This window comes from Pseudomonas sp. B8(2017) (assembly GCF_002113575.1).
In the GTDB taxonomy this organism is placed as follows: Bacteria; Pseudomonadota; Gammaproteobacteria; order Pseudomonadales; family Pseudomonadaceae; genus Aquipseudomonas; species Aquipseudomonas putida_Z.
Genome location: NZ_NEIO01000030.1, coordinates 15,287 through 38,414, shown reverse-complemented (window position 1 = coordinate 38,414; position 23,128 = coordinate 15,287). Strand labels below are relative to the sequence as shown.

The 23,128-nt window shown below is 66.4% G+C and carries 22 protein-coding genes and 1 pseudogene; 16 read left to right on the top strand and 7 right to left on the bottom strand.

Annotated elements, in window-relative coordinates:
• A pseudogene (locus CAG22_RS28825) lies at positions 1-181 on the bottom strand (hypothetical protein); the annotation flags it as partial.
• A 258-nt stretch (positions 182-439) separates the two neighbouring features.
• Positions 440-1,066 (bottom strand): glutathione S-transferase family protein, encoded by a 627-nt coding sequence (locus CAG22_RS25730; RefSeq protein WP_025338720.1) that lies wholly within the window; start codon positions 1,064-1,066, stop codon positions 440-442.
• Between the two features lie 173 nt (positions 1,067-1,239).
• On the opposite strand from CAG22_RS25730, the gene CAG22_RS25725 reads away from it, so the two are divergent.
• The 4 genes from CAG22_RS25725 to CAG22_RS25710 all read left to right on the top strand — a co-directional run bounded on the left by CAG22_RS25725 (position 1,240) and on the right by CAG22_RS25710 (position 4,360).
• Positions 1,240-2,559, top strand: a complete 1,320-nt coding sequence (locus CAG22_RS25725; RefSeq protein WP_085591061.1) for an FAD-binding oxidoreductase — start codon at positions 1,240-1,242, stop codon at positions 2,557-2,559.
• Positions 2,560-2,571: 12 nt separating this feature from the next.
• The gene (locus CAG22_RS25720; protein ID WP_085591059.1) at positions 2,572-3,354 is read left to right on the top strand and encodes an NAD(P)-binding domain-containing protein; all 783 of its coding nucleotides are present in this window, start codon (positions 2,572-2,574) and stop codon (positions 3,352-3,354) included.
• 305 nt (positions 3,355-3,659) lie between these two features.
• A complete protein-coding gene (locus CAG22_RS25715; protein ID WP_025338717.1) occupies positions 3,660-4,010 on the top strand; it encodes a cupin domain-containing protein in 351 nt (116 codons plus the stop codon).
• Between the two features lie 11 nt (positions 4,011-4,021).
• On the top strand, positions 4,022-4,360 hold the full coding sequence (locus CAG22_RS25710; RefSeq protein WP_025338716.1) for a RidA family protein: 339 nt from the start codon (positions 4,022-4,024) through the stop codon (positions 4,358-4,360).
• Between the two features lie 214 nt (positions 4,361-4,574).
• On the opposite strand, the gene CAG22_RS25705 is transcribed toward CAG22_RS25710, so the two are convergent.
• On the bottom strand, positions 4,575-5,648 hold the full coding sequence (locus tag CAG22_RS25705; RefSeq protein WP_025338715.1) for a GlxA family transcriptional regulator: 1,074 nt from the start codon (positions 5,646-5,648) through the stop codon (positions 4,575-4,577).
• 200 nt (positions 5,649-5,848) lie between these two features.
• Between CAG22_RS25705 and CAG22_RS25700 the strand changes: the two genes are divergently transcribed.
• The 4 genes from CAG22_RS25700 to CAG22_RS25685 all read left to right on the top strand — a co-directional run bounded on the left by CAG22_RS25700 (position 5,849) and on the right by CAG22_RS25685 (position 10,195).
• Positions 5,849-7,240, top strand: a complete 1,392-nt coding sequence (locus CAG22_RS25700; RefSeq protein WP_085591055.1) for an FAD-binding oxidoreductase — start codon at positions 5,849-5,851, stop codon at positions 7,238-7,240.
• 10 nt (positions 7,241-7,250) lie between these two features.
• Complete coding sequence (locus tag CAG22_RS25695; RefSeq protein WP_025338713.1) at positions 7,251-8,219, top strand: NAD(P)-dependent oxidoreductase; 969 nt, start codon at positions 7,251-7,253, stop codon at positions 8,217-8,219.
• Positions 8,216-9,667 carry an aldehyde dehydrogenase family protein gene (locus tag CAG22_RS25690; RefSeq protein WP_085706433.1) on the top strand — a complete coding sequence of 484 codons (1,452 nt, stop codon included), beginning with the start codon at positions 8,216-8,218 and terminating at the stop codon, positions 9,665-9,667. Before CAG22_RS25695 ends, CAG22_RS25690 begins: the two co-directional genes overlap by 4 nt.
• Before the next feature lie 210 nt (positions 9,668-9,877).
• Positions 9,878-10,195: a DUF2388 domain-containing protein gene (locus CAG22_RS25685; protein ID WP_003260922.1), complete on the top strand. Its 318-nt coding sequence runs from the start codon at positions 9,878-9,880 to the stop codon at positions 10,193-10,195.
• Between the two features lie 127 nt (positions 10,196-10,322).
• On the opposite strand, the gene glcC is transcribed toward CAG22_RS25685, so the two are convergent.
• Positions 10,323-11,087 carry a transcriptional regulator GlcC gene (gene glcC / locus CAG22_RS25680; protein WP_085665139.1) on the bottom strand — a complete coding sequence of 255 codons (765 nt, stop codon included), beginning with the start codon at positions 11,085-11,087 and terminating at the stop codon, positions 10,323-10,325.
• Positions 11,088-11,282: 195 nt separating this feature from the next.
• Between glcC and glcD the strand changes: the two genes are divergently transcribed.
• The 5 genes from glcD (at position 11,283) to CAG22_RS25650 (ending at position 17,794) form a co-directional block, all read left to right on the top strand.
• Positions 11,283-12,782 carry a glycolate oxidase subunit GlcD gene (glcD, locus tag CAG22_RS25675; RefSeq protein ID WP_085706432.1) on the top strand — a complete coding sequence of 500 codons (1,500 nt, stop codon included), beginning with the start codon at positions 11,283-11,285 and terminating at the stop codon, positions 12,780-12,782.
• Entirely contained in the window at positions 12,782-13,834 is a 1,053-nt protein-coding gene (glcE, locus tag CAG22_RS25670; protein ID WP_085706431.1) for a glycolate oxidase subunit GlcE, read from the top strand. The genes glcD and glcE overlap by 1 nt, the downstream gene beginning before the upstream one ends.
• A gap of 9 nt (positions 13,835-13,843) precedes the next feature.
• The gene (gene glcF / locus CAG22_RS25665) at positions 13,844-15,079 is read left to right on the top strand and encodes a glycolate oxidase subunit GlcF (RefSeq protein WP_085706430.1); all 1,236 of its coding nucleotides are present in this window, start codon (positions 13,844-13,846) and stop codon (positions 15,077-15,079) included.
• Positions 15,072-15,470, top strand: a complete 399-nt coding sequence (locus tag CAG22_RS25660; protein WP_085591042.1) for a heme-binding protein — start codon at positions 15,072-15,074, stop codon at positions 15,468-15,470. The genes glcF and CAG22_RS25660 overlap by 8 nt, the downstream gene beginning before the upstream one ends.
• A gap of 152 nt (positions 15,471-15,622) precedes the next feature.
• Positions 15,623-17,794 (top strand): malate synthase G, encoded by a 2,172-nt coding sequence (locus CAG22_RS25650; protein WP_085706429.1) that lies wholly within the window; start codon positions 15,623-15,625, stop codon positions 17,792-17,794.
• A 128-nt stretch (positions 17,795-17,922) separates the two neighbouring features.
• On the opposite strand, the gene CAG22_RS25645 is transcribed toward CAG22_RS25650, so the two are convergent.
• Positions 17,923-18,504, bottom strand: coding sequence for a flavin reductase family protein (locus CAG22_RS25645; RefSeq protein ID WP_085706428.1), 582 nt, complete (start codon positions 18,502-18,504; stop codon positions 17,923-17,925).
• 197 nt (positions 18,505-18,701) lie between these two features.
• Between CAG22_RS25645 and CAG22_RS25640 the strand changes: the two genes are divergently transcribed.
• Both CAG22_RS25640 and CAG22_RS25635 read left to right on the top strand, forming a co-directional pair.
• Positions 18,702-19,040, top strand: a complete 339-nt coding sequence (locus tag CAG22_RS25640; RefSeq protein ID WP_085591035.1) for a hypothetical protein — start codon at positions 18,702-18,704, stop codon at positions 19,038-19,040.
• Between the two features lie 264 nt (positions 19,041-19,304).
• Positions 19,305-20,738 (top strand): PLP-dependent aminotransferase family protein, encoded by a 1,434-nt coding sequence (locus tag CAG22_RS25635; RefSeq protein ID WP_085706427.1) that lies wholly within the window; start codon positions 19,305-19,307, stop codon positions 20,736-20,738.
• On the opposite strand, the gene CAG22_RS25630 is transcribed toward CAG22_RS25635, so the two are convergent.
• Both CAG22_RS25630 and CAG22_RS25625 read right to left on the bottom strand, forming a co-directional pair.
• Complete coding sequence (locus CAG22_RS25630; protein ID WP_085706426.1) at positions 20,731-21,927, bottom strand: CynX/NimT family MFS transporter; 1,197 nt, start codon at positions 21,925-21,927, stop codon at positions 20,731-20,733. The two genes, CAG22_RS25635 and CAG22_RS25630, sit on opposite strands and share 8 nt — an antisense overlap.
• Positions 21,924-22,382, bottom strand: a complete 459-nt coding sequence (locus CAG22_RS25625; RefSeq protein WP_025338701.1) for a nucleoside deaminase — start codon at positions 22,380-22,382, stop codon at positions 21,924-21,926. The genes CAG22_RS25630 and CAG22_RS25625 overlap by 4 nt, the downstream gene beginning before the upstream one ends.
• Before the next feature lie 198 nt (positions 22,383-22,580).
• Here CAG22_RS25625 and CAG22_RS25620 point away from each other — a divergent pair, with 198 nt between their 5' ends.
• On the top strand, positions 22,581-23,018 hold the full coding sequence (locus CAG22_RS25620; protein ID WP_025338700.1) for a carboxymuconolactone decarboxylase family protein: 438 nt from the start codon (positions 22,581-22,583) through the stop codon (positions 23,016-23,018).
• The last annotated feature ends 110 nt before the right edge of the window (positions 23,019-23,128 follow it).

Below are 23,128 nucleotides of genomic sequence, written 5' to 3'. Positions count from 1 at the left end.
GGCCACCACCGCCGCCGCTGCCTCCGCCACCACCACCGTGACCACCACCACCACCACCACCACCACCACCACCATCCTTCGCATACGCGCTGGAGGTACCGCCAATGGAGTCAGGCACCAACACGGCCGAAGCCGACAACACTGCACCGATAGCCAAAGCCAACAAGCATTTCCTGAGCATGATGAGCCTCCGCTTGGAGTAGCACCGGGTTGCACGACGCACCCTGTGATTTCCGGCCCCCCTTGGGGCAACCTGCAAACCAGCGCGGCCTTCCATCTGCAGCGGTTGAACGAGATCCTTCAGGGCCTGCCGGCCAAATATTTCAGGATGTTTCTTGATTTTTGAGCGTAGCCACGCCGCTGCGCTTGTCACCGACCGGTCATCAGAATGGCTGGCTCGCCAAAGGCCGCTGCACCGTGGCCTGGCGAGCCGGGTTGCTCAGGAGGCCGCGCGGGGCATCAGATCATACGGGTGCTTCCACCCTGGCAACGCCTGGATTCGCGCCTTCCATGCCTCGATGTGGGTGAACTGTGCCAACGCAATGCCAGTGTCCTCCGGCATGAACACATACCCGGCCAACGACAGGTCAGCGATCGTCAGCCGGCCACCGACCATGAATGGCGTCTTCGCCAAGTGCGCGTCGACAATACGGTAGGCTGCCACGGCACGTTCACGCAGGAACCGGGTCACGTCCGTTTCGCCGGTTTTCTTCAGGCAGAAAAGAAAGCGCAGCGCCGCGTAGTAACTGGTGAACTTGTGGTTGTCGAACAGCATCCAGCGCCAGATCTCGCGCTTTTCGTCTTCGTCGCGGGGGCCGAACTGCCCGGTTTTCTCCGCAAGGTAGTCAAGGATCAGCGCAGACTGGGTGAAGGATTTACCGGCGTGCTCCAGCACCGGCACCTCGCCCTGCTCGTTCACTTCGTCGCGCCAGGCTTGTTCACGAGTCTGGCCATTGAAGAAATCGACGAACACCGGCTGCCAGTCCTGGCCTGTGAGCTCAAGCATCAGGGCGGCCTTGTAGGCGTTACCGGATTCGGCGAAACAATGCAGCTTGTAGTCGGGCATGGGTGAGATCCTTCAGTATCCATTGAATGATTGGGCCATCAGGCCGAGCAGATCACGCCTGGCCCGACAGGGTCAATGCGCGCAGCCAGAACATCTTATTCCCCGTCCCTCCCGTCATAGTCCCCACCCGGACGCCAATGCCATAGTGGAGAAAACAACACGGATAAAATCCCATGTACAGAAACACCTCTACCCCCGCGGACGACAATGGTTGCGGCTGGTTCCACCTCAGCCCCGGGCGCCAGCCACGCGCCGCGCACCGGGGGCGGAGCGAGGCGCGTTGGGTGGTGCTCGGGGCAGGCTTCACCGGCCTTGCCGCCGCGCGGCAACTGGCGCTGCATCACCCTGACGACGAGGTGATCCTGGTCGAAGCCCAGGAGGTTGGCTTCGGCGCCTCGGGGCGCAACTCCGGCTTCGCCATCGACCTGCCCCACGACATCGGTGCCGCCGACTACATCGGCGACCTGCCCACCGCGCGGATGAACCTCAAGCTCAACCTGCGCGCGCAGGCGATCCTGCGCGGGCTGATCAACCAGCACGGCATCGACTGCCAGATCCGCCCGGACGGCAAGTACCAGGCGGCGGTCGAGGACAAAGGCCTGGCCGTGCTCGAGGCGTACCGCAGCGGCCTGGAAAAACTCGGCCAGCCCTACCAGATGATCGACGCCCGCGACCTGCCCGAGCACTTCGGCACCGCGTTCTACCGCAAGGCACTGTACACCCCGGGCACCCAGCTGCTGCAACCGGCCGCCCTGGCCAAAGGCCTGGCCGACAGCCTGCCGGGTAACGTGACCCTGCACGAGCGCACCACCATCACCCACATCGAGCAGGGCCGGCGCATCACCCTCAAGCATGCCAACGGCGAGATCGTCGCCGACCAGCTGCTGCTGACCAACAACGCCTTCGCCTCGCACTTTGGCTTCCTGCCCGGCCGCCTGCTGCCGATCTTCACCTACGCCAGCATGACCCGCCCGCTGACCGAGGAAGAACAGGCGCGCCTGGGCGGCAAGGCCAGCTGGGGCATCATCCCCGCCGACCCGTTCGGCAGCACCCTGCGTCGTACCCCGGACCAGCGCCTGCTGGTACGCAACAGCTTCAGCTTCAACGCCGACGGCCGTGCCAACCCGCGCCACATTGCCCGCGCCGGGCGCCAGCATCGCGAGTCGTTCGAGCGGCGCTTCCCGATGTTGTCGGGCATGCCATTCGAATACACCTGGGGCGGCTCGATGTGCCTGTCGCGCAACCACCTGTCGCACTTCGGCACCCTTGCCCCCAACGTGCATGCGGCGCTGTGCTGCAACGGCCTGGGCATTACCCGTGGCACCGCCACCGGCACCCTGCTGGCCGACTGGCTGAGCGGCGAGCACGACGAACTGATCGACTTTCTGCTCGGCTCGGCAGGCCCCAACCGCAACCCGCCGGAGCCGCTGCTGAGCGTGGGCGTCAACCTCAACCTGCACTGGGGCCAGCGCCGCGCCGGCTTGGAAAGCTGACAAGGAGGCACTATGCATAGCCTGGGCATTCTCGGGGTCGGCGAGCTGACCGAAAAAGTGGTCATCGGCCTGCGCCGCAGCGGCTTCGACGGGCCCATCCTGCTGTCACCGCGCAATGCGCAACGGGCAACCCTGCTGGCCCGGGAGCACGCTTGCGAGGTACTGACGAGCAACCAGGCGGTGGTCGACCAGGCCGAGCTGGTGATCCTTGGCGTGCGCCCGCATTCGCTGGGCGAACTGGCAGGCGAAGTACGCCTGCGCCCCGGCCAGCGCCTGGTGTCACTGGCTGCCGGGGTGAGCCTTGGGCAACTGGCAAGCGCCTTCCCCGGCGCCCTCTGTGTGCGTGCGATGTTGTCGTATGCCGCGCAGTACAACCAGTCCACGGTGGTGGTCTGCCCGCCGGATGCGCTGACCACGCAATACCTCGGGCCACTGGGCAAGCTGGTAGTCCTGCGGGGTGAGCCCGAGTTCGAACTGGCCACCGTGGCAGCCTGCATGAACGGCTGGTTCTACTTCCTGCTGCACGACCTGCAACAGTGGCTGATGGACAAAGGCCTGCCGGCGGCCGAGGCACGCGCACTGGTGCTGGGCAACCTGCAGGACTGCGTGGCCAGCGCCGGGCAGCAGCCAGGATACACGCTCAAGGCCCTGGGGCAGGCCATTGCCACCCCCGGGACCTTTACCGCCGACGGGCTGGAGGTGCTGATGCATCAGCCGGTGAGTGCCACCTGGGGCGCGGCGTGCGAGGTGGTGCTGGATGGGTTGTTGACCCGGTCGCGGTTGGCCGACCGATAGGTTTTTCCTGCACCGGCCCTATCGCCGGCAAGCCAGCTCCCACAAGGGCTCCACAGGGCTCAAGCCATGCGCTGTACCTGTGGCAGCAACTGTCTTGCTCAAATTCCAACAGGTCAGCGACAACCTCGAGAGCAATGCTGTACCTGTGGGAGCTGGCTTGCCGGCGATAGGGCCATCAGCCTCACCGCAAATCTGCAGCTGTCCGACAGCAGCATCCCACGACCCGTCCCAGCCGTTATATGGCCCGCCATCAGGCCAGTGCGATAGTGCTGCGCAGTCCCTGCATGAACCAAAGGAACCCATACGTGAGCCAAGTCCTGACCGTAGTCCGCAACGCCCCCGCCTCCCCCCTGGGCACCCCGGCCCCTGCCCGCCTGCCGATCGGCGAACCCATCGCCCAGGCAGCCACCGCCCAGGACCAGACCGACCAGGCCGTCGGCGCCAGCATCGGTGTATGGGAAAGCAGCCCGGGGGTGTTCCGCCGTCACCTGAAAAACCGTGAATTCAGCCACATCGTCAGCGGCTGGTGCACCTTCACCCCCGACGGTGGCGAGCCGGTGGAGCTGCGCGCGGGCGACGCGGTGCTGTTCCCGGAAAACTGCGAGGGTGTGTGGGACATTCGCGAAACCCTGCGCAAGACCTACGTGCTGTTCTAAGGAAACTGTCGATGATCGAACGTATCAACCCCGGCCCACGGGCCAGCCAGATGGTGCTGGTGGATGGCCGCATCGAAACCTCGGGCATCGTCGCCCTGCAACCGGGCGACATCGCCGCGCAGACCCGCTGCGTACTGGCGCAACTGGAGCAGTGGCTGGCGCAGGTCGGCGCAGGCAAGGGCAACCTGACCCGCGTGCAGATCTGGCTGGCCGACATGGGCGAGTTTGCGGCGATGAACGAGGTGTATGACGCCTGGGTTGGCGATCAGCCACCAGTGCGGGCTTGTGTAGGCGCGGCCTTGGCGACAGCGGATTACCGCATCGAGATCCAGGCCTTCGGCCAGCTCTGATCCTACGCGACCTTTTGGGGAAACAACTGCTTGTGCTACCTGACTGGTTAACGCGGTCCGTTGTAGGAGCGGCCTTGTGTCGCGAAAGGGCTGCGCAGCAGACCCAGGGTTTCAGCGCAAATGCATAAATTGCCGGGGCTGCTGCGCAGCCCTTTCGCGACACAAGGCCGCTCCTGCAGCGACCGCGATCCACAGCAGGAAGAGCGCCAACCGCTCACAACTCCGGGTCCAGCCCCACCTTGTCACCATGCCAGTCAAACCGCTCCACCTCATGCCGCCGCTTGCGGAAGCTGTACGGCGTCTCGCCATACTGCTTGCGGAACCACAGGATAAAGTGCGACGCATCGGAAAACCCGCACGCCAAGGCAATGGTGGTGATGTTCTGGCTGGTATTCACCAGCAACCGCCGGGCATGGTCCAGGCGCAGCTTGCGCCAGTAGTTGGCCGGCGGTTCCTGGGTATTGGCGACGAACTCGCGGTGCAACTGCCGGGGGTGGGTGCCCACCGCTTCGGCCACGGCCTTGAGCGTCATCGAGGCATCCAGGTTGGCCCGCATGAAGCTGATCGCCCGCTGCACCCTGTCGTTCTGGTACACGCATTCGCTGGCCGCCTTGCCCTCCTGCTCGTCGGCACGCTCGTCCACCAGCAGGTATTCCAACCCCTTCTGCGCCCGTACCGCACCGCAATGCCGGCGGATCAGGTTGGCTGCCAGGTCGATGGCGGTGCCACCCGGGCAGGTGATGATGCCGCGGTCGTCCACATAGCTCTTGTCGATCACCGCCGTGGACAGCGGGAAGCGCTCCCTGAACTCATCGCGCAGGGTGAAATGCAGGGCGCAGCGCCGGCCATCCAGCAGCCCGGCCTTGCCCAGCACGAACGAGCCCGAACACAGGGCGATGATCGGGATATTCGCGGCATGCACCTCGCGCAGCGCATCCAGCAACCAGGCCGGCGGGTTGCGGGTTTCGTCCAGCAGGCCGCCGGCCAGCACGATGTAGTCGTACTGGGCGAACAGGTTCAGCGGCTTGGTCGGCGAAATGGGCATGCCGCAGCTGGCGGTGATCGGCTGGTCGTCGAGGGTCATCCAGTCCCACTGGCAAAACACCTGCTGGCTGCGGAACGACTTGTCGGCGGCAAAGCGCAGCGAGTCCACCAGCCCGGCCACCGGCACCAGGGTGAAGTGGTTCATCAGCACGAAACCCACCCGCAGTTCCGGCTTTACCTGCGCAGCGATGACAGGGGCATGCGCCGGTTCTTCCCGTTGTTCTATTTGTTGTTGAGCAACCATGGACGCAAGCCTCATGACATTCGCAATAGCGCCATTCTAAAGTGCGCCCTGCGTCCGTCATATCATATGCATCCCCACAAATAGGAAATCCGTGACAAAAGGCGGCACCGTTCTATCAATTGTCATGACTGTAATATCGGCCCGCCGGCCCGGCTGAGCATCATGTGCCCACAAGACAAACATGCTCAGAGGCACCCCTCATGTACCGTGGATTCTGGTATGCCCAGGCGCTTGACCTGGACAGCGACCTCGCCCCTGCCCTGCAGGACTCGATTCAAGCCGACGTGTGCATCGTCGGCGGTGGCTTCCTTGGCCTGTGGTCGGCCATCCGCCTGAAAACGGCCCACCCGGAAAAAACCATCGTCATCGTCGAGCGCGACCGCTGCGGCTCCGGTGCCAGCGGGCGCAACGGGGGCGTGGCTACCAACTGGTGGGGCAAGTACCTGTCGGTGCGCACCATCTGCGGCGACGTCGAGGCTCGGCGCATCTGCCAGGCCGCCGAGTCGGCCATCGACGAGATCGGCAGCTTCTGCCAGGAACACGGTATCGACGCCCAGTACCGCAAGGACGGCTGGCTGTGGACCGCGACCAACCAGCGGCAGATGAACTCTTGGCGCGTGCTCACCGACGGCCTGCAGAAGCTCGACGTCAACCCGTTCCAGGAGCTGGACCGCCAGACCATCCGTGGCCGGGTCGGCTCGCCGCTGGTGCTGGGTGGCATCTACGACCCCAACGCCGCCACCGTGCAGCCGGCCATGCTGGCCCGCGGCCTGCGCCGCGTGGCGCTGAAACTGGGCGTGCAGATTTTCGAGAAGTCGCCGTTCACCCACCTGGAACGCGGCAAGAACCCGGTGGTACACACCGCCAAAGGCCATGTGAAGGCCAACCACGTGGTACTGGCACTCAACGCCTGGGGCGCGCAGTTCCCCGAGCTGCGCCGGATGATCGCGATCATGTCCAGCGACATGGTCGCCACCGCTCCGGTCAAGGCCAAGCTCGACGCCATCGGCTTCAGCGGCGGCGAATGCATGACCGACTCGCGCACCGTGCTCAACTACTGGCGCAACACCCCGGACGGGCGCGTGGTGTTCGGCAAGCCGCTGGGCCAGTTCGCCTATGCCGGGCGCATCGGCAACCTGTATGAAAAGCCGTCGCCGGCCGCCGACAAGGTTGCCGCCGAACTGCGCCGCCTGTACCCGCAACTGCAGGACGTGCCAGTGGTCAGCAGCTGGACCGGGCCGATCGACCGGGCCATGAAAGGCTTGCCGAACTTCGGCTACCTCGACCATCACCAGACTGTCAGCTACGGCATCGGTTTTTCCGGCAACGGTGTGGCCACCACGGTGTTCGCCAGCCGCATCATCAAGTCGCTGGCCACCCATGCCAACGACGAATGGGCCAACTGTGGCCTGGTCAACCAGAAGATGAAACTGCTGCCGCCAGAGCCGTTCCGCTTCTTTGGCGCACACCTGGTGCGCGATGCGCTGGTGCGCAAGGAATCGCTGGAGGACCACGACCAGGACGCCGGCTTCATCACCCGCCAGCTGGTCGGCATGGCACCCGCCGGCTACGTGCCCGCGCAGAAAAAATAAGGACAATACCGTGAGCGAACATATCGTCTTCCTCGACGACGAAGGCCTGGCGCCTTCCACCCGCCTCAAGCGCCCTGACTGCGAGCACAGCTGGCAGCAGTTTGCCTACACCCACCCCGACCAGGTGCTGGAGCACCTGCAGGACGCCACCGTGGCGCTGACCTGCAGCGTGCCGCTGCGTGAAGAGCACCTGCGCCAGCTGCCCAGGCTGAAGATGATCTCGCTGGCCCTCACCGGCCGCGACATCGTCGATGTCGCCTACTGCGAGGCCCACGGCATCGAGGTGTCGAGCGTGCCGGGCTATGCCGCCAACACGGTGGCCGAACACAGCCTGGCGATGATCCTCGAACTGTTCCGCCGCCCGGCCGCGTTCACCCGCCTGATGCGCCAGGTGCATGCCGGCGACAAGCCGCACCAGAACATCTACTTCAACCACCGCATCCGCGATGTGCGCGACAAGCAGCTGGCGATCATCGGCAGCGGCCCGATCGCCCTGCGCCTGGCGCACCTGGCGCGGGCGTTCGGCATGCAGGTGCTGTTCGAGGACCGTGGCGGCAAGCGCAAGGGCCCCGACTGCCGGCCGCTGGCCGAACTGCTGAAAAGCTGCGATGTGCTGTCGATCAACTGCCCGCTCACGCCTGAAACCTACAACCTGATAGACGCCGGGCAACTGGCGTTGATGAAGCCCGATGCCTTGGTGATCAACACTGGCCGTGGTGGCGTGGTCAACGAAGCGGCGCTGATCCAGGCACTGCAGCAAGGTCGCCTGGGCGGCGTGGCACTGGATGTGGTCGAGGTAGAGCCGCTGCACCCGAGCAACCCGTTGTTCCAGCTGATCGACCGCGATGACTTCCTGCTCAACCCGCACATCGCCTGGAGCAGCGAAGACGCCATGCAACAGTTGATGGACAGCGCCGTGGACAACATCAGCGACTTTGTCGCCCGCCAGGTTTCTGAAAAAAGGATTCGCACCGCATGACCCTCGTGACCAAGAGTAGCTACGTCGATGGCGCCTTCATCCCCCTGGGCAGCAGCGCCGACATCCTGGAGAACCGCAACCCGTCCAACCCGGGTGAAGTGGTCGAACGCTTCGAACGCGCCGGCCAGGAGCTGACCGAACAGGCCATCGCCGCTGCCCGCCGGGCGCAGCCAGCCTGGGCGCGCAGCAACCCGCAGCAGCGCGCTGACGCGCTGGACTTCATCGGCACGGAAATCCTCGCCCGCCGCGAGGAGCTGGCCACGCTGCTGGCCCGCGAAGAAGGCAAGGTGGTGCGCGAAGCCCTGGGCGAAGTGGACCGGGCCGGGCGCTCGTTCAAGTTCTACGCCCAGGAAGCCCTGCGCGCCGAAGGCGAGAAGTACCAGTCGGTGCGCCAGGATGTGGCCATCGATGTGTTCAGCCAACCGCTGGGCGTGGTCGGCATCATCGCGCCGTGGAACTTCCCCATCGCCATCCCGGCGTGGAAGATCGCCCCGGCGCTGTGTTTTGGCAACTGCGTGGTGTTCAAGCCGGCCGAACTGGTGCCGTCCTCGGCCTGGGCCCTGGCCGAAATCATTTCCCGCGCCGGGTTGCCGGCGGGCGTGTTCAACATGCTGATCGGCCCGGGGCGCAGCGTGGGCGACACGATCATCCGCTCGCCACTGGTCGATGGCATCAGCTTCACCGGCTCCGAGCACACCGGCCGGCAGATCGCCCGGCTGGCGGCCGAGGGCATGAAGAAAGTGCAACTGGAGATGGGCGGCAAGAACCCGCTGATCGTGCTGGATGACGCCGACCTGGAGCAGGCGGTAGAGGTGGCGCTGAACGGCTCGTTCTACAGTACCGGCCAGCGCTGCACGGCCAGCTCGCGGGTAATCGTGACCGCCGGCATTCATGACGCCTTCGTCGCGCGCCTGGCCGAGCGTACCCGCGCGCTGCAGGTGGGCGATGCGCTGCAAGCCGGCACCGACATCGGCCCGGTGGTCGACAGCCGGCAACTGGAGCAGAACCTGTCGTACGTGGCCGCCGGCCTTGAACAGGGCGCGAAGCTGGTGTGCGGTGGCGAGCGCATCGACAACCCGGCGGGGGCGTATTTCTTCACCCCGGCGCTGTTCACCGAAGTGACCGCGGACATGCGCATCTACCGCGAGGAGATTTTCGGGCCGGTGCTGAGCGTGCTCAAGGTGCGTGATTACGAGGAAGCCTTCACCGCCGCCGAGGACACCGCCTTTGGCCTGTCTGCCGGGATCGTCACCACCTCGCTGCGCCATGCCGAGCAATTCAAGCGCAACAGTTCGGCGGGGATGGTGATGGTCAACCTGCCTACGGCCGGGGTGGATTACCACGTGCCGTTTGGTGGGAATGGGGCATCGAGCCTGGGCTCGCGGGAGCAAGGGACGCATGCGCGGCAGTTCTTTACCCGGGTGAAGACTACTTACCAACTCGCCTGACAGGGCCCTATCGCCGGCAAGCCAGCTCCCACAGGTACTGCACAGGCCTTAAGGGCAGCGCGGTCGACGTGGGAGCTGGCTTGCCGGCGATGGGCTGCGCAGCAGCCCCGGCAATCTCCAGCGTGAACAAGGGAACTACCACCCCACCTGCGCTTTCTTAAACACTGAGTGGTTCAATTACTTGGGCTTCATGCTACTGGAGATCACACCATGCGCCACCTACTCCTCGCCCCTGCGCTGCTGCTCCTGCTGCCTGCCGGTGCTGCCCTGGCTGACGTCGACGCAGGCGACGTCGCAACCTCGGCCGGTGTTTCCGCCTCGCTTTACTCGACCTTCAAGGACGACAAACGGATCATCCCGGCGCGTGACGAGCTTTCGGCCTACGTCGCCAGCGGTGGTGCAATCCGTGGCGCCTATGTGGAGTCGGCGCTGGAACAAGCCCGCAAGGACAACCCAGGCCTGCAGGCCAATGATGAAGAGCTGGCCCGGGCCCTCCTCTCGCAGGATGACCGCATAGCCGATCATTGATTGAGGTAATCCTGCATCGGCCTCTTCGCGGGCTTGCCCGCTCCCACAAGTACTGCACAGGCATCAGACCCGGTGCAGTCCCTGTGGGAGCGGGCAAGCCCGCGAAAGGGCCGGCACAGGCATACATTCACCCCCAGCCATCCATGCGCATGGTAGCCCTTACCAGCCGCTGCTCTTCCTGCTCGATCTCCCGCAAACTGTCGCGGATCCCGTTGATATGTTCGCGCGCCGCGCGCTGCGCCTGCTCCGGCAGCTGCTCCATCACCGCGTGATACAACCGCGCATGCTGGCGGTCGATCTGGCGCTTCTGCGCCGGTCGGCAATACAGGTTGTTGACCGAGGCGAACACCGTGCTCAAGGTCAGGTCACTGAGCGATTGCAAGGTATGCACCAGCACCGGGTTGTGCGACGCCTCGCTGATCGCCCGGTGAAAGGCATGGTCGCGGCGGGCATGTTCACGGGCATCGATCGCTTCGGGGGCGTCGTGCGCAGCCAGCATTTCTTCATAGCGCCGGCGGATCAGCAAACGGTCGACCTCGGTGGCCCGCAACGCCGCCAGGCGCGCCGATTCGGCCTCCAGCAACGCCCGCACTTCCAGCAGGTCGAACAGCGTGCGCGGCTGCGATCCGAACAGGTGCATCAACGGCGTGGCGCCCGCATGGCCCGTCAGGTCGGCAACGAACGAGCCACGCCCCTGCTCGGTGTCGATGATGCCGCGCCCGCGCAGGATGCGCAGGCCTTCACGCAGCGCCGAGCGCGAACAGCCCAGCTTGTCCACCAGGCGCCGCTCCGACGGCAGGGCCTGGCCCACCTTGAGCACGCCTTCGACGATCAGCCGCTCGACCCGTTCGGCCACCTGGTCGGCGACCTTGGCCTTGCCTTCAGTACCCACTGCGTACCCTCCTGCTGGTAGGACCACTTCGACCACCTGCCTCAATCTAGCCAGGCAAAGCCGTCAATAACCAGTACCCGTCGCAAAAACTGGTAGGACCAGTTCACCCCGTGCTCGACCCCGGCGGCGGCCACGCGCAGGCTGCAAGGGTGAGCGCTTTGCCAACAACAACAAAAACCGTTGCCGAGTGAGCCGATGAATATCCTGTATGACGAACGCGTCGATGGCGCGCTGCCCGACGTGGACCGGGCGGCGCTGCTGCAAGCGTTGCGCGCTGCCCTGCCGGACCTCGAGATCCTGCACCGCGAGGAAGACCTCAAGCCCTATGAATGCGACGGCCTCTCGGCCCACCGCACGGTGCCGCTGCTGGTGGTGCTGCCCGAGCGCCTGGAGCAGGTGCAGACGCTGCTCAGGCTTTGCCACCAGCGTGGCGTGCCGGTGGTGGCACGCGGCGCCGGTACCGGCCTGTCGGGTGGCGCCCTGCCGCTGGCAAAAGGCATCCTGCTGGTAATGGCGCGGTTCAACCGCATTCTCGAAGTCAACCCGCAGGGCCGCTTCGCCCGAGTGCAGCCCGGCGTGCGCAACCTGGCCATCTCCCAGGCGGCCGCGCCCCACGGCCTGTACTATGCGCCGGACCCGTCCTCGCAGATTGCCTGCTCCATCGGCGGCAATGTCGCCGAGAACGCTGGTGGCGTGCACTGCCTGAAGTACGGCCTGACCGTGCACAACCTGCTCAAGGTGGAAATCCTCACGGTCGAGGGCGAACGCCTGACCCTCGGCAGCGATGCCCTGGACAGCCCCGGTTTCGACCTGCTGGCACTGTTCACCGGCTCCGAAGGCATGCTCGGCATCGTCACCGAAGTCACCGTCAAGCTGCTGCCCAAGCCCCAGGTGGCGCGGGTGCTGCTGGCCAGCTTCGACAGCGTCGAGGACGCCGGCCGGGCTGTGGCCGAGATCATTGCTGCCGGGATCATCCCCGGCGGCCTGGAGATGATGGACAACCTGGCGATCCGCGCCGCCGAGGACTTCATCCATGCCGGTTACCCGGTGGACGCGGCGGCCATCCTGCTGTGCGAGCTGGATGGCGTCGAGGCCGATGTGCATGACGACTGCGAACGGGTCGCCGCCGTGCTGGCCCAGGCCGGCGCGCTTGAAGTACGGCTGGCCTGCGACGAGGCCGAGCGCGTGCGCTTCTGGGCCGGGCGCAAGAACGCCTTCCCGGCGGTGGGGCGCATCTCCCCGGATTACTACTGCATGGACGGCACCATTCCGCGCCGCGAACTGCCACGGGTACTCAAGGGCATCAGCGAACTGTCCGGCGAATACGGCCTGCGCGTGGCCAACGTGTTCCACGCTGGCGACGGCAACATGCACCCACTGATCCTGTTCGATGCCAACCTGCCAGGCGAGCTGGAACGTGCCGAAGCCATCGGCGGCAAGATCCTCGAACTGTGCGTGGCCGTGGGCGGCAGCATCACCGGCGAGCACGGTGTGGGGCGCGAGAAGATCAACCAGATGTGCGCACAGTTCAACAGCGACGAAATCACCCTGTTCCATGCGGTCAAGGCCGCCTTCGACCCACAGGGCCTGCTCAACCCCGGCAAGAACATCCCCACCCTGCACCGCTGCGCCGAATTCGGCGCCATGCACGTGCACCATGGGCAATTGCCCTTCCCCGAACTGGAGCGCTTCTGATGAGCATGGACCGCGACATCAGCCAGGCCCTGCTGGAGCAGGTCAACCAGGCGCTGAACCAGGCCACGCCGCTGCGTATCCAGGGTGGCAACAGCAAGGCCATGCTCGGCTGCCCGGTGGCCGGCGAGGTGCTGGACACCCGCAGCCACCGCGGCATCGTCAGCTACGACCCGACCGAACTGGTGCTGACTGCCCGCGCCGGCACGCCGCTGCGCGAGATCGAGGCGGCATTGCACGAAGCTGGCCAGATGCTGCCCTGCGAACCACCGCACCTGGGCCCCGACGCCACCCTGGGTGGCATGGTCGCGGCCGGGCTGTCAGGCCCAAGGCGGCCGTGGGCCGGGTCCGTGCGTGACTATGTGCTGGGCACGCGGGTGATCACCGGCCACGGCAAGCTGTTGCGCTTTGGTGGCGAAGTGATGAAGAACGTTGCCGGCTACGACGTGTCGCGGCTGATGGCGGGCAGCTTCGGCTGCCTCGGGTTGCTGACCGAGGTGTCGCTGAAAGTGCTGCCACGCCCGCGCCAGTGCCTCAGCCTGCGTCTGCCGATGGGCCGCCACCAGGCGCTGGCGGAGCTGGCTGAATGGGGCCAGCAGCCGCTGCCGATCAGCGCGGCCTGCCATGACGGCGACGCGCTGTACCTGCGCCTGGAAGGCGGCGAAGGCTCGGTGCAGTCGGCACGCCAGCGCCTGGGCGGCGAGGCACTGGACAGCTGCTTCTGGAGCGACCTGCGCGAGCAGCGCCTGGCGTTCTTTGCCGGCCCCGCGCCGCTGTGGCGCCTGTCCGTGCCCAACGCCACCGGCGAGCTGGAGCTGCCCGGCCAGCAGCTGATCGACTGGGGTGGCGCGCAGCGCTGGCTCAAGTCCACGGCACCGGCGCAAGAGATCCGCGAGCAGGTCGCCAAGGTTGGCGGCCACGCCACCTGCCATGCCCCTGGCGCTGCCAGCAGCCCTCCGCTGCCCGCCGCGCTGATGCGCTACCACCGTGCGCTCAAGCAGCAACTCGACCCCCAGGGGGTGTTCAACCCTGGCCGCCTGTACCCGGACCTGTGAGGCCAGACCATGCAAACCAACCTGAGCGAAACCGCCCGGCAACTGGCCCGCGCCGACGAGGCCGAAAGCATCCTGCGCTCCTGCGTGCACTGTGGTTTCTGCACCGCCACGTGCCCCACCTACCAGCTGCTGGGCGATGAACTGGACGGCCCACGCGGGCGCATCTACCTGATCAAGCAGATGCTCGAAGGCGCGCCGATCACCGCCAGCACCCAGTTGCACCTGGATCGCTGCCTGACCTGCCGCAACTGTGAAACCACCTGCCCTTCCGGGGTGAGGTACCACGACCTGCTGGACATCGGCCGCGCCGTGGTCGAACAGCAGGTGCCACGCCCGCTCGGCCAGCGCCTGCTACGCCAGGGCCTGCGCGCAGTGGTGCCACGCCCGGCGCTGTTCAAGGCCCTGACCCGCAGCGGCCAGGCCCTGCGCCCACTGTTACCGGCCACGCTCAAGCGCAAGCTGCCGGCGCGGGTCACCGCCCCCGGCCAACGCCCCGCACCGCGCCATGCGCGGCGGGTGCTGATGCTGGAAGGCTGCGTGCAACCGGCCCTGTCGCCCAACACCAATGCCGCCGCCGCACGCCTGCTGGACCGCCTGGGCATCAGCGTGGTGCCGATCCGGCAGGCCGGCTGCTGTGGCGCGGTGGACTATCACCTCAATGCCCAGGAACAAGGCCTGCAACGGGCGCGGCGCAATATCGATGCCTGGTGGCCAGCCATCGAAGCCGGCGCCGAGGCCATCGTGCAAACGGCCAGCGGCTGCGGCGCGTTCGTGCGTGACTACGGCCACCTGCTGGAAAAGGACCCGCGCTACGCCGCCAAGGCCGCACGGGTCAGCGCCCTGTCCCGCGACCTGGTGGAGGTGCTGCGCGACGAGCCGGTCGAGCAACTGAGCCTGTGCGCCGAACAGCGCCTGGCCTTCCATTGCCCATGCACCCTGCAGCACGCGCTGAAGCTAGGGGGTGCGGTGGAGGCGTTGCTGACACGCCTGGGCTTTACCCTGACCCCGGTACCGGACGGCCACCTGTGCTGCGGCTCGGCCGGCACCTATTCGCTGACCCAGCCCGAGCTGTCGCTACAACTGCGCGACAACCGCCTCAACGCCTTGGAAAGCGGCAAACCGCAAGTCATCGCCACCGCCAACATCGGCTGCCAGGCCCACCTCGACGGGGCTGGGCGCACACCGGTGCGGCACTGGATCGAAATCGTCGAAGCAGCCTTGAACCCGGAGAACCACCATGCATAGCAAGTCCGTGATCGGCCAGGCCGAAGTCGCCCTCGTGCTGACCGCCGCCCGCCAGCAAGCCCAGGCGCAACAATGGAACGTGACCATCGCCGTGGTCGACGACGGTGGCCACCCGCTGGCCCTGGAGCGCCTGGACGGCTGCGCGCCGGCCAGCGCCTACATCGCGATGGAAAAGGCCCGCACAGCCGCGCTGGGGCGCAAGGAGACGCGGGATTACGAGGAGATGGTCAATGGTGGCCGTACCGCTTTCGTCACCGCGCCGCTGCTGACCAGCCTGGAAGGTGGCGTGCCGCTGCGGGTGAATGGGCAGGTGGTGGGGGCGATCGGCGTGTCCGGGGTCAAGTCCGAGCAGGATGCCCAGGTGGCCAAGGCCGGGGCGGCTGCTCTCTGAATCCTGTGCCGGCCTCTTCGCGGGCTTGCCCGCTCCCACAGGGCTTTCACAAGACCTGAGTCCTGTGCAGTACCTGTGGGAGCGGGCAAGCCCGCGAAGAGGCCGGCACAAGCAAAAACTTTCCAGAAGCCTGAACATCGAGCGAACAGACAATGCCAAACCATCCACTCCAGATCGCCCCCACCCTGCAGCGCTTCATCGAAGACGAAGCCCTCCCCGGCACCGGCATCGAAGCCCGCACCTTCTGGCAAGGCTTCAGCACCCTGGTCCACGACCTCGCACCACAAAACCGCGCCCTGCTCGCCGAACGCGAGCGCCTGCAAGCAGAACTGGACAACTGGCACCGCCAGCACCCCGGCCCGATCCGTGACATGGCCGCCTACCAGCACTTCCTGCAAGGCATCGGCTACCTTGTGGAGCCCCCGGCAAGCGTGCAGGTCAGCACCCGCAACGTCGACCGCGAGATCGCCGTGCAGGCCGGCCCGCAACTGGTGGTGCCACTGAGCAACGCCCGCTACGCCCTCAACGCCGCCAACGCCCGCTGGGGCTCGCTGTACGATGCCCTGTACGGCACCGATGCCATCGCCGAAACCGATGGCGCCGAACGTGGCCAAGGCTACAACCCGCGACGCGGCGCCAAGGTGATCGCCTATGGCCGGCAGTTCCTCGACACCGCTGCCCCGCTCGACGGTGCGTCGCACAACGACGCCAAGGCCTACGCGATCAGCCAGGGCATGCTGCAGGTAACCCTGGCCGATGGCCGCCAGGTGGGGCTCATGCACCCCGCGCAACTGCGTGGCTACCAAGGTGAGCCGAACACGCCAACAGCGATCCTGTTGCAGCATCACCAGCTGCATTTCGAAATCCAGGTCGACCCGGCCAACGCCATTGGCCAGCAGGACCCGGCCGGGGTCAAGGACATCCTGCTGGAGGCCGCGCTCACCACCATCATCGACTGCGAAGACTCGGTAGCCGCCGTGGATGCCGACGACAAGGTCAACGTCTACCGCAACTGGCTGGGCCTGATGAAGGGCGACCTCAGCGAGCAGGTCAGCAAGGGCGGCAAAACCTTTGAACGCACCCTGGCCGAAGACCGCCACTACCACGGCGCAGACGGCCAGCCACTGACCCTGCCGGGCCGCTCGCTGCTGTTCATCCGCAACGTCGGCCACCTGATGACCAACCCGGCCATCCACGACCGTGATGGCCGGGAAATCCCGGAAGGCATCCTCGATGCCGTGGTCACCAGCCTGATCGGCCTGCATGACCTCAAGCGCCGCGGCAATTCCCGCGAGGGCAGCCTGTACATCGTCAAGCCGAAGATGCACGGGCCGGCCGAGGTGGCCTTTGCCGACCAGCTGTTCGGCCGCGTCGAAGCCCTGTTGGGCCTGCCCGCACATACGCTGAAGATGGGCATCATGGACGAGGAGCGGCGTACCAGCGTCAACCTCAAGGCCTGCATCGCCAGCGCCGCGTCACGGGTGGTATTCATCAACACCGGCTTCCTCGACCGCACCGGTGACGAGATGCACACGGCCATGGAAGCCGGCGCCATGCTGCGCAAGGGTGACATGAAAGGCAGTGCCTGGATCCAGGCCTACGAGCGCAGCAACGTACTGGTGGGGCTGGCCTGTGGCCTGCGCGGCAAGGCGCAGATCGGCAAGGGCATGTGGGCCATGCCCGACCTGATGGCGGCCATGCTCGAACAGAAAGTCGCCCAGCCCAGGGCCGGCGCCAACACCGCCTGGGTGCCCTCGCCCACAGCCGCGACGCTGCATGCGCTGCACTACCACCAGGTGGATGTGGCGGCCGTGCAGCAAACGCTGGAACAGGTTGACCTGAATGCCCAGCGCGCCGAGTTGCTGCATGACCTGCTCAGTGTCCCGGTCAGCCCCGAGCGGCCCTGGAGCGCAGCCGACATCCAGGCCGAACTGGACAACAACTGCCAGGGTATCCTCGGTTACGTGGTGCGCTGGGTCGAGCAAGGGGTCGGCTGTTCCAAGGTGCCGGATATCCATGATGTGGGCCTGATGGAAGACCGCGCGACCCTGCGGATTTCGGCGCAGCACATTGCCAACTGGCTGCACCACGGGGTGGTCGATGCCGATCAGGTCGAGGCGACCATGCAACGCATGGCCCGCGTGGTCGACCAGCAGAATGCCGGGGACCCGGCGTACCGGCCAATGGCCGCCGGTTTCGAGACATCGCATGCATTCCGCGCTGCGCGGGAGCTGGTGTTCAAGGGCCGGCAGCAGCCCAGTGGCTATACCGAACCGTTGCTGCATGGCTGGCGCTTGCGCTTCAAGCAGGAGGTCGGGCGCTGATGCTGACAGGGGCCGCTATGCGGCCCTATCGCCGGCAAGCCAGCTCCCACAGGTACTGCACAGGCTTCAGGCCTGGTGTGATACCTGTGGGAGCTGGCTTGCCGGCGATGAGGCCGGGCCAGGTGTAATCAACTTTGCGAATCGACCACCACCGGCTCGCCTATCGCATAAAAATGCCCACCCGCCACGTAGTGCAAACTGCGCCACTGCGGGTCGGCATTCTCGTAGGCCCAGTGGCCATCGCGGAACACCCGGTCATCGGCCCAGGCCGCCACCACCTCGCCAATGAACAGGTCGTAGGTGCTCTGGTTGTGCGGCTCGTCGATCACCCGGCACATCAACCAGGCCGAACAGCCCTCCATCAACGGCGCCGCATGCCCCTCGACCCGCGCCAGCTGCACACCAATGCTGGCGAGCTTGTCGGGCTGGTCGAACAGGCTGCGGGTACCCACCTGGTGGGTCAGCTGCGCCTGCGCCGCGGTGGGCACCTGGATCACGAACCAGCCACTGCCCTCCACCAACTGCCGGGTGCGGGCGGTCTTGTCGAGTACCACGGTCACCTTGGGTGGGTCGAAATCCAGCGCACAGGCCCAGGCGGCCGCCATCACATTGTCCACCCCTTCGTGGCTGGCCGACACCAGCACCGTCGGGCCGTGGTTCAGCAGGCGATAGGCCTTTTTCAGGTCGACGGCTTGGAAATGGCTGTTCATGGCAATCCTCGGCAAGGCGGGTAGCGGGCGGCAAATTGTGCCGCAGGCGCTGTCCTCCCGCCAGCTTGGGGTGTCACTCCTGCATCTTCAGAAAACTCCTACGCGTTGCTCGGATGCGTCCTACTTGTTGCCCCCTGCCCACTGAAAACATGATCGGCACTGGATGACGCGAGGTCGCGATCCAGAGGAGGTTCCGCATGCACCTGTACGCCCGCCCCACTGCCGAATTGCGCAGCACCCTGCGCGAACTGCTGGCCCATGACATGAACAACCCGGACGAAGACCCCCACCTGTCGGGGGTGATGTTCTTCTGCGCCACCGATGAACGCTCCCGCCAGCTGATCGAGCGTATCGAGTTGCTGGCCAGCGAGTTGTTCTTCGACCCGAACGGGCGGGCCATTACCGAGCATATGAAAGCGGCGGCGGTGGAAGGCGTGCGCATCAAGCGCAACCGCAAGGCGCCGGCGGACGAGACAGTGATACGTATCGCGCTGGCGGACAAGGGCTACATCACGGTGAGTACGGCACGCTTCTGATTACCGGTCGCTTGCCTGGGGGCTGCTCTGCAGCCCATCGCCGGCAAGCCAGCTCCCACCTCGACTGCACCGACCTCAAGCATTGTGCAGTATCTGTGGGAGCTGGCTTGCCAGCGATGGGGCCAGAACAGGCAGACCGCGAAGACCTCAAGCCATGTGCTATCCCTGTGGGAGCTGGCTTGCCGGCGATGGGCCGCAAAGCGGCCCCATGCCCTTCCCCGACCAATCCGCTATCCTGAGCACTTCCCCGCTCCGGACCGCTCCATGGAACTGCACATTCGCCTGGAAGGGCGCAAAGGCCTGGCCGACCAGCTTTACCAGCAACTGCGCGCCGGCATCGATAGCGGCCACCTGGCCGCCGGCACCCAACTGCCGCCAAGCCGCCTGCTGGCAGAGCAACTAGGCGTGTCGCGCAAGACCGTGGCCGAGGCCTATTCCCGGCTGACCTACGACAACCTGCTGAGCGGCGTGGTCGGCCGGGGCACCTTCATCACCCCGCGCCAGCCGCTGCGCAGCAGCGAATCGACCGCGATTCCCCTGGCCGCTGCCGCGTCCCTCGAGCGCTGGCAGCAGCGCGCCACCGTGCTGAGCCAACGTCAGCTGGACGCTCCCTCGCGTTACGACTTCATCGGCGGGGCCTCGAGCAAGGCGCAGTTCCCGTTCGACCAGTGGCGCAGTTGCCTGAACTATGCCCTGCGCCGCAGCCAGCGCCACCCCGAGCGACAGTTCCCGGCCCAGGGCCTGCCAGAGCTGCGCGAGGCCATTGCCCATCACGTCGCCTACGCCCGCGGCGTGCACTGCAGCGCCGCCGACCTGCTGGTGTGCAACGGCGCCCAGCAGGCACTGGACCTGATCGCCCGGGTATTGGTCGAGCCGGGTTGCCAGGTGGCCATGGAAGACCCGGGCTACCCGCCAGCGCGGCAACTGTTCCTGGCCCTGGGCGCGCGCCTGCAATCGGTACCGGTGGACGATGAAGGGCTGTGCGTGGAACAGATCGCCGACGGCACTCGGCTGATCTACGTGACGCCCTCGCACCAGTTCCCGCTGGGCATGCCGATGAGCGAGTCACGCCGGCACGCCCTGCTGGCACGGGCCGCCGAGCTGGGTGCGTTGATCATCGAAGACGACTACGACTGCGAGTTCCGCTACCACGGCCCAGCCGCGGAGGCGTTGCAGCGCCTCGACCGCCATGGCCTGGTGGCCTATGTGGGGACCTTTTCCAAGACCTTGCTGCCCGAGTTGCGCCTGGGCTACGCCGTACTGCCGCCCGCCGTGTTGAAGGCCGCCTGCGTGGCCAAGCACCTCAGCGACTGGCACAGCCCGACCCTGTTGCAGTGGGCACTGGCGCGGTTTCTCGGCGAAGGCCACCTGAACAAGCACATCCGCCGTTGCCACGAGGTCTACAGCGCCCGTCGCGAACGCATCCTCGCGCGGCTGGGCGACGACCTGTCACCGTGGTTCAGCGCCATCCCCGCCAGCGCCGGGTTCCACCTCAGCGCCCTGGCCAAACCTGGGGTCGATGTCGAGCTGCTGGCCAACCTCGCACGCAAGGTGGAAGTCGGCCTGTACTCGCTGGCGCCGTTCTTCAGCGAAGCGCCAGTGCGCCCGGGGCTGTTGCTGGGCTTCGGCGCCATCGAGCTGCTGGACATCGACCCGGCGCTGGACCGGGTGCGCGACACCCTGCAGCGCCTCAGTTGACCGGCGCGGCCTTGCCCGCCACTACCGGGCGGGCAATGGCCGCGGCATAACCGCGTGGGTTGAAGCAGGCGGTTACCAGCAGCATTGCCACCACGGTCACGGTCAGCAGCGTCCACGAAGCCTGGAAATCACCGCTGATGTCGCGCAACCAGCCGGTGACGTACGGCACGATGCCGGTGATGATGAAGCCGATGCCCTGCACGAACGCCGCCAGGCTGCCAGCCTCGGCAGGCGTCTTCAGGTGCTCCAGGGTCAGCGTCAGGCTCTGGCTGAAACAGGCGCCCAGGCCGAAACCGATCATCGCCACCCACAGCTCCGAGGCTAGCGTGGGTGCCAGCAGCAGGCCGAGGAAACCCACCAGCTGGATCGCCAAGGCCAGCCACAGGCCCGGGCGCCGGTCTGCCCAGCGCCGCAGCAACAGCGGCAGGCCCAGTGCGCCGGCCACCTGGAAGATGGTCATCAGGCCCACCAGGTCGGCACCGCCTTGGGCGCTGCCGCCATGCTCGATGTGATAGGCCGGCAACCAGGCCACCATGCTGGTGTAGCCGCCGTTGATCAAGCCGAAGTACAGCGCCAGCAACCAGGCCCGGCGCGTGCCGAACCAGTGACCGCCGGTGGCACCGGCCAGCTTCGGCGCCTGCTGGCGTGGCCGCAGCACGGCCCAGGCCAGCACCGCCAGCACAGCCGGGATCGCCCACACGCCCAGGCCGACCTGCCAGTGGCCGAAGTAGCCACTGATGTGCGGCCCGAGCACGGCAGCCAGGCCGCCGCCGCTCATCAGCGCTGCCGAATACAGGCCCATCGCCCCCGCCAGGCGGCCGGGGAACCAGCGGTTGACCAGTCCCGGCATCATGCCTTGCACTACCGCCACCCCCAGGCCGGCGACCACCGCACTGGCAATCAGCGCCCACGCGCTGCCCAGTTGCAGGCGCCACAGGCAGGCCAGGGCGATGGCAGACAGGCCAGCGAGCATGCCGCCATGTTCACTGATCCAGCGCCGCAACCAGGGCTGCAGCAGGGGCACCAGGCCCATGCACAGCACCGGCAACGCCGTCAGCAAGGCCGCCTGCTGGTAACCCAGGCCGGTACTGGCGCGCATGGGTTCCAGCAACGGGCCGATACTGGTCAGGATCGGCCGCAGGTTCAGTGCCAGCAGCATGACCAGCAGCAGGTTCAATGCCGCTCTCATTGTGCGTTGGCCTGTTTCCATTCAAGGTACAGACCGGCTTCGCCGCTGGGCTTCAGTGCGCGCAGCGGCAGGCTCTGCTGCTGGGGCGGGCGAGCCATCTGCGCGTACACCGCCGCGGTGGACAAGCCATAGGGTTCGCCCTCGGCGTTGTCGTAGGCAAACCAGGCCCGCTCGATGCCGCACAGGTGCATGGCCGCCAGGCACATCGGGCACGGGTGGCCGCTGGCGTAGATTTCGGCGCCATCCAGGCGCGCCTGACCCAGGGCGTGGCTGGCCTTGCGGATGGCCTGCATCTCGGCGTGGGCGGTCGGGTCCTGGGTGCTGTGGATCTCGTTGACCGCACGTGCCAGCACCTGCCCCTGGTACACCAGCACGGCGCCGAAGGGCCGGCCACCGGCCTTGATGTTGGCGCGGGCCAGGTCGAGCGCTTCGCGCATGTAGCGTTCTTCGGACATGAATCGGTTCTCCTGTTGCAAGACCTGGTCATTATCCGGGCTTGGGCGGCCTGGCAGAAATGAAGAGATTGGATGCCTGTCAGTGGCCTCCCGAATGGCCGATTGGCCTCCCGCTGATGCGCGCGATTGGCTATCGGGGAGGCCAACGTGCGGCGCTACAGTAGCGCCATCCCCGCCCAACACCCTTTGGAGACAGCCATGCACAACCGTATCGAATGGGCCAAGCACGCCCCCGAGGCCTATAAAGCCATGGTCGGCCTGGAGCAGGCCCTGGCCAAGAGCGGCCTGGAGAATTCCCTGCTGGAACTGGTGCGCCTGCGGGCCTCGCAGATCAACGGCTGCGCCTACTGCGTCAACCTGCACGCCAACGACGCGCGCAAGGCCGGTGAGACCGAGGCACGCCTGCAAACCTTGTGCGTCTGGCAGGAAACCGCCTACTTCACCCCGCGCGAGCGTGCTGCGCTGGCCTGGGTGGAGAGCCTGACCCGGCTGCCCGAGCACGGCGCGCCGCAGGGCGAATATGAAGCCTTGCAGGAACACTTCGAGCCGGCCGAGGTGGCCAACCTGACCCTGGCAATCGCCACCATCAATGCCTGGAACCGCTTCGGGGTCGGGTTTGCCATGGTGCCGGCCTGATCATTGATCGATAGCCTGTACCGGCCTCTTCGCGGGTGAACCCGCTCCCACAGGTACAGCACATTTTTCAGATTCTGTGAGTCCCCTGTGGGAGCGGGTTTACCCGCGAA